At 72.0% G+C, this 9,012-nt stretch carries 6 protein-coding genes; 1 reads left to right on the forward strand and 5 read right to left on the reverse strand.

Going from position 1 to position 9,012, the window contains the following annotated elements:
• The first annotated feature begins 129 nt into the window (after positions 1 to 129).
• The gene (locus D7V93_RS29925) at positions 130 to 366 is read left to right on the forward strand and encodes a helix-turn-helix domain-containing protein (RefSeq protein WP_043321491.1); all 237 of its coding nucleotides are present in this window, start codon (positions 130 to 132) and stop codon (positions 364 to 366) included.
• Between the two features lie 43 nt (positions 367 to 409).
• On the opposite strand, the gene D7V93_RS29930 is transcribed toward D7V93_RS29925, so the two are convergent.
• The 5 genes from D7V93_RS29930 to D7V93_RS29950 all read right to left on the reverse strand — a co-directional run.
• On the reverse strand, positions 410 to 1,288 hold the full coding sequence (locus tag D7V93_RS29930) for a MaoC family dehydratase (protein ID WP_120646637.1): 879 nt from the start codon (positions 1,286 to 1,288) through the stop codon (positions 410 to 412).
• 65 nt (positions 1,289 to 1,353) lie between these two features.
• On the reverse strand, positions 1,354 to 2,538 hold the full coding sequence (locus D7V93_RS29935; RefSeq protein WP_279636959.1) for a sigma-54 interaction domain-containing protein: 1,185 nt from the start codon (positions 2,536 to 2,538) through the stop codon (positions 1,354 to 1,356).
• A 44-nt stretch (positions 2,539 to 2,582) separates the two neighbouring features.
• The gene (locus tag D7V93_RS29940) at positions 2,583 to 4,340 is read right to left on the reverse strand and encodes a hypothetical protein (protein ID WP_120646638.1); all 1,758 of its coding nucleotides are present in this window, start codon (positions 4,338 to 4,340) and stop codon (positions 2,583 to 2,585) included.
• 197 nt (positions 4,341 to 4,537) lie between these two features.
• Positions 4,538 to 6,778, reverse strand: a complete 2,241-nt coding sequence (locus D7V93_RS29945) for a hypothetical protein (RefSeq protein ID WP_120646639.1) — start codon at positions 6,776 to 6,778, stop codon at positions 4,538 to 4,540.
• Positions 6,779 to 6,793: 15 nt separating this feature from the next.
• Positions 6,794 to 9,012: FdhF/YdeP family oxidoreductase (locus tag D7V93_RS29950; RefSeq protein WP_120646641.1), on the reverse strand; the 2,219-nt coding region annotated here is incomplete at its 5' end.

Raw genomic sequence — 9,012 nt, forward strand, 5'->3', positions numbered from 1 at the left:
GGACAGGGGGGTGGCGTGTTGTTGGGGACTTCACGCCAGCCGGGACAGGCCCCCGGGCGGGCCACCGTCCTGGAGGGGTGCGTGTGGGATTCAAGTGACGGGAGGGCCAGTTGGCGCCATGCTCGGGGGATGACACAGAGTCGGAGAGAGCGGGCCGAAGCGCTTGGCGCGGCGCTGAAGGCGGCGCGGCAGCAGGCGGGGCTCTCCATGGAGGAAGTCGCTGAGCATCTGGAGCTGGGCGTGGAGGTCCTCGCCCGCGTCGAGCGTGGCGTGATGGTCCCCACCATCCCCACGCTGAGCCGGCTGTGCGCCCTGATGAAGTTGGATCCGGACAGCCTCCCGGACCTGCCGGAGCTGAGCGACTGACGCCTGGCGGGCCGCCCTCCGGCCCGACGACGCATCGCCTGTTTCAGCCCAGTCGCCCCAGCAGGTGCGGCTTCCCCTCCTCCGACAGCACCCGGAACGCCACGCCCGCGGACTCGCGGGCCGTCTGGAACGTCGCCCGGGCCGGCAGCAGCAGGGGCTTCTTGAAGTCACAGTCCAGCCGGAGCGCGTCCGCGTGGGCCGCTTCCCCCAGCTCCGCCACGCAGCGCGCGAGCGTCCACATGCCGTGCGCGATGGCGCGCGGGAAGCCGAAGGGCCGCGCCGTGAGGGCGGTGAGGTGGATGGGGTTGTAGTCGCCGGAGGCGCGCGCGTAGCGGCGGCCGGTGTCGGCGGGGATGGCCCACGGGGCGGGACGGCTCGCCGCGAAGCGCGCGGCCTGGGCGTCGTCGGGCGGGCGGTCCTTGCGCGGGGCGTCCGGGTCCTTCCGGGCCCCGTGCCGGCGCAGCATGGTGGTGACGGCCTGCCACAGCAGCTCGCCGCTCTCCTCCGCTTCGACGCGGGTGTGCAGGTCGAACTCGTGGCCCGCGGGCACCTCGCGGTGTCCGTCGAAGTGACAGGCCACGGTGAGCGCGGCGGTGTCCGGCAGGCGGTGGTGCTGCTGGATGTGATTGCGCACGTGCACCGTGCCCAGCACGGCGTACGGGAAGTCGGGCAGGCCCAGCAGGCCCAGGTGCAGCGGCGTCGCGAGCACCTGCGGGTACGTGAGCGGCAGGAAGCCGTCGGCATCGAAGCCGCACGCGGCCCGGTAGCGCTCCAGCAGCACGGGGGACGCGCGGCAGCCGTGCGCCCGCAGCGTCAGGTCCGGCAGGGCCGTTCCATGGCCCTTCCTGCGGGTGAAGGCCGCGCGGAGGAGCGCGGCGGGCATCGCCGGAAGCGAGTGAAGGTCGAAGAGGGTGCCGGACATGGGCGGGATTCTCCGCCAGCTGTCCCCTTCCCGCGTGGGATTTGTGAACGGCCCCTCGCGGCGTGTCAGCTCCGCAGGCCGTGCCGGCGCAGGAGCCGGTACAGGTAGACGCGGTCCATGTCCGCGGCGGCGGCGGCCCGGGACACCTTGCCCCCGTGCAGCTTGAGGAGCGCCTCCACGTAGTCGCGCTCGAACTCCTCCAGCGCCCGACGACGGGACTCCGCGTACGTCAGCGAGGCGTCCACCGCGCGGGGCGCCGGAGCCATGACGCCCGACGCGGACATCGCGGGCGGCAGCGCGCTCTGGAACACGAGGCAGCGCTCCAGGTGGTTGCGCAGCTCGCGCACGTTGCCCGGCCACGCGGCGTGCTGGAGCTGCGCCAGGAACTCCGGCGCGGTCAGCGACGCCAGCTGCTCGGGCGTGGCGCCCAGGCCCACGAGGATGCGCTCGGCGATGAGCGGGATGTCCTCCGGCCGCTCGCGCAGGGCCGGAAGCGGGATGCCCACCACGGCGAGGCGGAAGTACAGGTCCGCCCGGAAGCGGCCCGCCTCCACCTCCGCGCGCAGGTCGCGGTGCGTGGCCGCGATGACGCGCACGTTGACCGCCTGATGCGTGTTGGAGCCCAGCCGGCGGATCTCCCGGTTCTCCAGCACGCGGAGCAGCTTGGGCTGCAGCTCCGCGGGCAGCTCCCCAATCTCATCGAGGAAGATGGTGCCGCCGTCCGCCTCCTCGAAGGCCCCCACGCGCCGCTGGATGGCGCCGGTGAAGGCCCCCTTCTCGTGGCCGAACAGCTCGCTCTCCAGCAGGTTGGCCGGGAGCGCGCCGCAGTCCACGACGAGGAAGGGCGCGCTCGCACGGGTCCCCGCCCGGTGGATGGCGAGCGCGGCGCGGCTCTTCCCCGTGCCCGTCTCCCCCTCCAGCAACACCGTCGCGTGGCAGGCCGCCGCGCACGCCATCCGGTCGAAGCTGGCCCGGGCCGAGGCGGACGTGGCCACCAGGTCCCCGAAGGCCGCGCGCTCCGGAAGCCCGTGAGCTCCCCCTTCCTCACGGGCCTCCGGGCGCACGGAGACATGGCCCAGGCTGGCGCTGCTTCCCCTTCGAGGCCGCGACAGGCGCCACCGGACCCCATCGACGAAGGTGCCCGGTCGCTCGTCCGGAGCCCGCGCACGCGCCCCCTTCCGCTCCGTCTTCATCTCGCAGTGGAAACGCGACACGGCGGCCTCCTCGTTCGACAGCTTCATCGCGGACATGCTCCCCCCCAAGGGCACGGCTTCGTTCAACGCACCGGCAAGACTCAGTAGGCGCGCAGGATCTTCAGGCGCCAGCCGAGCGGCCACAGCTCGTCGTACCGCGAGCGGAAGCTCGCGTTGTCCCAGCCGTAGACCTGCGTCTCGCTGGTGGTGCTCGGCTTGAAGACCGCCGTGTAGAAGACCTGGCCGTTCACCACGTACGGCTCCAGCATCTTCAGCCGCCAGCCCTGCGGATAGATCGTGTCATACGTGGCGCGGTAGGACGCATAGGTGGCGCCGTACACCTGCATCTCGCCCTCGGTGCTCGGCTTGAAGACCGCCGTGTAGAGCACCTGGCCGTTCACCACGTACGGCTGGAGCAGCTTCAGGCGCCAGCCCTGCGGCCAGAGCGCGTCATACGTGGCGCGGTAGGACGCGTACGTGGCGCCGTACACCTGCGTCTCGCCCTCGGTGCTCGGGCGCCAGACGGCCGTGTAATACGTCTGACCACTCACCACGTACGGCTGGAGCAGCTTCAGGCGCCAGCCGAGCGGCCACAGCTCGTCGTACTTCGCCTTGAAGGACGCGAACGACCAGCCGTAGACCTGGATCTCGTTCTCGGTGCTCGGCCGCCAGACGGCGTTGTAGAGCACCTGCGTTCCCACCACGTAGGGCTGCAGCGAGTACAGGCGCCAGCCCTGCGGCCAGAGCTGATCATACTTCTCGCGGTAGTCCGCGTACGACCAGCCGTAGACCTGGATCTCCGACTGCGAGCCCGGCTCCCACACCGCGGTGAACGAACCCGCGGCGGACGGTGCGCCCACGTCCGTGTACTGGGTGATGCGGCACGCAGCCGTGTTGGGCAGCGGGACTTCGTTGCGGCGCAGCGCACAGGCGCGGATGGCCGCCGCGGAGGCTGCGTTGTTGGCGTCGTAGTAGGTGGTGCCCGGCATCATCCAGATGGGCGAGCTGGGCGAGTGCGGATTCTTCGCGGTCTCCGACGTCGCCGTCGCGCGGATGCCCAGATCCAGGGCCACGCCGTCGTCGTAGCCCAGCTGGTTGCTGGTGCCCATGCGGTGGCAGCCCAGGCACGTGTTGCCGGCGACCTCCACCTTGTAGGCCTTCCATGACGCGAAGTCCGCGCCGATGAAGCGGTACGGCTGATCGCGGTTGAAGCTGGTGTCGCCCGCGCCCGGCAGCTTGTTCGCGCCGGTCACCTGCGTCAGGTACGGCGAGCGCACCAGCGCGCCGTTGTCATGGCAGCGCACGCAGCGGATGTTCGCCGTGTCGGCGGGCGTCTTCCAGCTCCACGCGCCGGTGCCCTTGGAGGGCGCCTTCACGGCCGCGCCGTAGAGCGTGCCCAACGCCTGGTAGAAGCAGGTCGCGCCGTTCTTCTTGTTCGTCTGGATGACGGCGATGTCGCCGTAGTAGTTCGCCGCGTTTCCCTGCTTGCGGCAGTGCGCGACGATGGACACGTCCGCGGTGTTGAGCAGCACCTGGAACTTGCTGTCCGGGTCGCACGTCTCATTGAGGCGGTTGGGCCGGTCACACTTGCCGTTGAGGTGGTTGGTCGTCGGGACGACCGTGCCCAGCTCGCAGTTGAAGTCCGGCACGGTGGCGCCGATGGCGGCGTCACACTTGGCCGCGTACTGCTCCAGCGTGTCCGAGAGCGCCGACTCCTGCTGCGCGAACACGGGCGCGTCGGAGGCCGACACGAGCCGGTGCTCGGCATTCATTCCAGCGCCGTCGCCACAGGCGCTCAGGCCGGCGGTCAGGGCAAAGCTCAGCAGCGCCCACGCGGAACGCGAAGGTGTCCTCTTCATGATGAATGCCTTTCACAGCCCTGGAGACACGGCGACGCCGCGCGCGTGGAGGCATGCATCCCGTTCTCAGAACGGACGGACGACCTGGGCCCCTGCCCCGGACGATGTTCCAGCACCCCTCGTCAGCCTTTACGCCGGGGCTTCTGGATATTCCCGGACATTTCCCCGGGCTTTTCCGATCCCACCCGGAAGGCGGCTCAGCGCACGATCAGGTCCACCACGAAGTCCGCGCCGGTGTCGCCGGCCCGCGCCGCGTCCACCACGTCGGGCCGCTCGTCGCCCACCCACAGGCCCAGCACGTCATAGACGAGCCACTGCGCCAGGGGCCGTGACACGCCCTGGGCCGCCTCGCGGGGCACGCCGGACAGGGCGCCCTGCGTCTCCATCAGCGCCCGCGCCAGCCGCGCCGGCACCACCCAGCACTCGGCGCGCACGAAGGCGGGCACGAGGAAGAGGCAGAACGCGGCCTCCGTGCGCGTGAGCAGCGCGTCCAGCCGCTCGCGGCCCAGCCGGAGCGTGGGCAGCCACTGGCCTTCGCCGCGCTGCTCCAGCTTCGCCACCGGCACCCGGACGACGCGCCGCGTTCGCACGAAGCCCTCGCGCTCCACCGACACCACGAAGGCCACCTCCACGCCGCCGTCGCGAGGCACGGTCGGTGCGCGTTGCACGGTCATCGCCAGGGACAGCGGCGAGGCGCGCCCCCCCTGTGCCAGCAGCGACCCCAGGTCCGCCTGGATGCGCTCCAGCTCCGAGCGCACGCCCTCCAGCAGCCCCGCGACCAGCTCGGAGGTCTCCTCGCGGAAGCGCTCCGGGTGGCGCGAGGCGACGTCCGCCTCCACGCGCCCCACCGCGCCCACCAGCAGGTCCTCCAGGTCGCGGTCGCGCAGCCAGGTGCGTCCGCCCACCGGCACCGCGCGCGTCGCGTGCAGGTGGCGCAGGGAGGCCGTCAGCGTGGCGGGCTCGGAGGGCTCCACCGGAGCAGGCGTGGTGCCCTGCCCCGCGCCCGCCTGGAGCCAGGACTGGAGCGAGCGCGCGCGGAAGCGGGCCTTGGGGGACGGATGCTCCAGCATGCGGCGCACCAGCCGCCGGTCCGTGGCGGTGCGCACCAGGGCCAGCGCCGCCAGCTCCGCCTCCGACGAGGCCTCGTCCGGCGCGCACCAGAGGAGGAACTCGATGGCCGCCTTGCGCAGCACGGGCTTCTTGCCCATGCGCTGCGCTACCTCTCCGCGCCACGCCACCAGGCCGTCCAGCCCGGGCCGGGCCGGGGAGCGGAAGCGCGGCCACACTTCCGCGCACTCCTCCGCGAGCCACACCAGGTGCGCGAAGCCGGGAAAGGACTCCAGCTTCGCGCGGGCGCGGGTGCGCCGCTCGAAGGCCTCCGGCACGCCGCGCCGCACGGCCGCGCGGAACAGCCGCTCCTCCAGCCACAGGAGCGCGAGCGCGAGCGCGGGCTCGTTCTTGCGCATCGTGCCCAGGCAGTGATCCAACACGAACCGCGCGTGGCCCAGGTCCGCCGCCGCCTCGAAGTCGCTCTGCACCAGCGCGCCCAGCGCCCCGCGCAGCCCGTCCACCGGGGGCGAGTCGAAGAGCGTGAGCAGGTCGCACAGGTTCTCCACCACCGCGGGCGGCCCGCCCACCTCCACCGTGCGCGCGAGCAGCAGCCCCGCGCGCGAGCACCAGTCCGGTTCCTTGCGCCCGTTCGGGTAGCACGCGAGGAAGCCCCGCATGCCGCCGCGACCGTCCGGAGATGTCGCCAGCGCGAAGAGCCGCTCGCCCAGCACTTCGCTCGCCTCGCGCCAGGGGACGCGGGCGGCGCGCGTGCGGATGAACTCGGCGAGCCGGTCGCGGCCCTCCTCGCGCGTGTCCGGCAACAGCGCGCGCAGCTGCTCCAGGAGCCCCACCGACTTCGGCCCCGCGCCCAGCACCTGCTTCAGGTCCACGTCCACCGCGTCCTGGAAGCGCAGCGCGCGGCCGTCGAAAGTGCACGGCACGCCCCGCACCAGGGCCAGCAGCGCGTCCGGGTGGCGCTTCAGGTAGCGCGTGAGCACGGTGGACAGCGCCGCGTCCGTCTCCTTCTGGAGCCTGTCCGCGACCTCCGCTTCTCCTGCGTCCCGGAGCGCGGCCACCGCGTCGCGCTGCCTCGCGAGCAGCTGCCTCAACAGGCCCGGGGGCGGCTCCGCGTAGGGCCAGAGCAGCTCGCTGCACGTGGACACGAGGAAGAGCACTTCGCCCGGCGTGCGCTCCCCGGGGGACAGCCGCTCCCACGCGGCGGCCTGCGCGCGCGTGCGCTCCTCCAACGACGCGCCGCGCACCCAGTGGGCGAAGGTGTCGCGCCAGCCGGCGCTCGCCGCCACGGCCTCCTGGGGCACCGCCTCCGCCACCTGCGCATAGAGCGGCTGGAGCGACTCCGGCCAACCCGCTTCAACCGACGGCTGCATGGAACCTCGAAGGACTCACGCGGGCCTCGCCGGACTCGGGGCCACGGTGATGACGACGGACTTCGACGTGGGCGTGCGGCTCTTCTCGGCGTGGCTGTCCACGGGCACGAGCACGTTCGCCTCCGGGAAGTACGTGGCCGCGCACGTCCGGGGGATGTTGTACGGCACCACCACGAACTCGCGGGCCACGCGCGTCTCGCCCTGGAAGTGGCTGGTGAGGTCCACCTTCTGCCCCGCCGTCAGCCCCCGCGCCGTCACGTCCTCCGGGTGCAGGAACACCACGCGCCGCCCCTGGTGGATGCCCCGGTAGCGGTCGTCCAGCCCGTACACGGTGGTGTTGTACTGGTCATGCGAGCGCAGCGTCATCATCAACAACTGTCCGGGCTCCAGCCGCAGCCGGGGCATGGCGTGCACGGTGAAGTGCGCCTTGCCGTCCGGCGTGGGGAAGACGCCCTGGCGCGGGCCGTTGGGCAGCGCGAAGCCGCCGGGCTCACGCACGCGGCGGTTGAAGTCCTCGAAGCCCGGGATGCACCGGGAGATGTGCTCGCGCACCCGGTCGTAGTCCTCCACCAGCGACAGCCACGGCACCTTCGAGCGCGCCCCCAGCACCGCGTGCGCCAGCCGGGCGACGATGACGGGCTCGCTGAGCAGGTGCTCGGACGCGGGAGCCACGGCGCCGCGCGACGCGTGCACCATCCCCATCGAGTCCTCCACCGTGACGAACTGCCTTCCGGTGGCCTGCACGTCGTGCTCGGTGCGCCCCAGGCACGGGAGGATCAACGCGCGCTGGCCGTGCACCAGGTGCGCGCGGTTGAGCTTGGTGGACACGTGCACCGTGAGCCGCGTCCGCCGGAGGCCCTCGGCGGTGAACTCCGTATCCGGCGTGGCCGACAGGAAGTTGCCCCCCAGCGCGAAGAACACCTTCACCCGGCCGTCATGCATCGCCTTGAGCGTGGCCACGGTGTCCAGGCCGGTGTGGCGCGGCGGCGCGAAGCCGAACTCGCGCTCCAGCGCGGCCATGAGTTCCGGCTTCGGATGCTCCCAGATGCCCATCGTGCGGTCGCCCTGCACGTTGCTGTGCCCACGCACCGGGCACACGCCCGCGCCGGCCTTGCCGATGCTCCCGCGCAGGAGCGTCAGGTTGACCACCTCCTGCACGTTGCCCACCGCGTTGCGGTGCTGGGTGAGCCCCATGGCCCAGCAGAAGATGGTGCGCTCGGAGCGCGCCAGGATGTCCGCGGCCGCCTCCACCTGCTCGCGGGGCACGCCGCTCTCCGTCACGACGTCGTCCCACGAGACGGATTCCAGGTGCGCCCGGTACGCGTCGAAGCCCGCCGTCCTGCCCTCGATGAACGCCTTGTCCAACACGGTGCCCGGCGCCTTCGCCTCGCGCTCCAGCAGCGCCTTGCCCAGCCCCTGGAGGAGCGCGACGTCGCCGTTGATGCGCACCTGGAGGAAGAGCTTGTTGAGCGCGGTACCGGGGCCGATGAGGTGCAGCACCTCCTGCGGGTGCTTGAAGCGGTTGAGGCCCGCCTCCGGCAGCGGGTTGATGCTGACGATCTCACAGCCCCGGCGCGCGGCGGCCTGGAGCGCCGTCAGCATGCGCGGGTGGTTGGTGCCCGGGTTCTGCCCGATGACGAAGATGGCCTGCGCGTGGTCGAAGTCCTCCAGCGTGACGGAGCCCTTGCCAATGCCAATCGTCTCCGTGAGCCCCGTGCCGCTGGACTCGTGGCACATGTTGGAGCAGTCCGGCAGGTTGTTGGTGCCGAACTCCCGCACGAACAACTGGTAGAGGAACGCGGCCTCGTTGCCCGTGCGGCCGGACGTGTAGAACGCCGCCTCGTCCGGTGAGCCCAGCGCGTTCAACTCCTCCGCCACCAGCGCGAACGCGTCATCCCAGGACACGGGCTCGTAGTGCGTAGCGCCCTCGCGCAGCACCATCGGGTGCGTGAGCCTTCCGGCCTTGCCCAGCCACAGGTCGGACTGTTCGGAGAGGCGGGCCACGCTCCACTCGCGGAAGAACTCCGGCGTCACGCGCTCCTTCGTCCCCTCCTCCGCCACCGCCTTCGCGCCGTTCTCGCAGTACTCATTCATCGACCGGTGCGACGGATCCGGCCACGCGCACCCCGGACAGTCGAAGCCGTCCTTCTGGTTGAGGTTCAGCAGCAGCCGGCCACCGCGCCACGCGCCCGCCTCCCCCACCACGTGCTTGAGCGCGTGCAGCACCGCGGGCA

Origin of the sequence: Corallococcus llansteffanensis (assembly GCF_003612055.1) — a bacterium.
Lineage (GTDB): Bacteria > Myxococcota > Myxococcia > Myxococcales > Myxococcaceae > Corallococcus > Corallococcus llansteffanensis.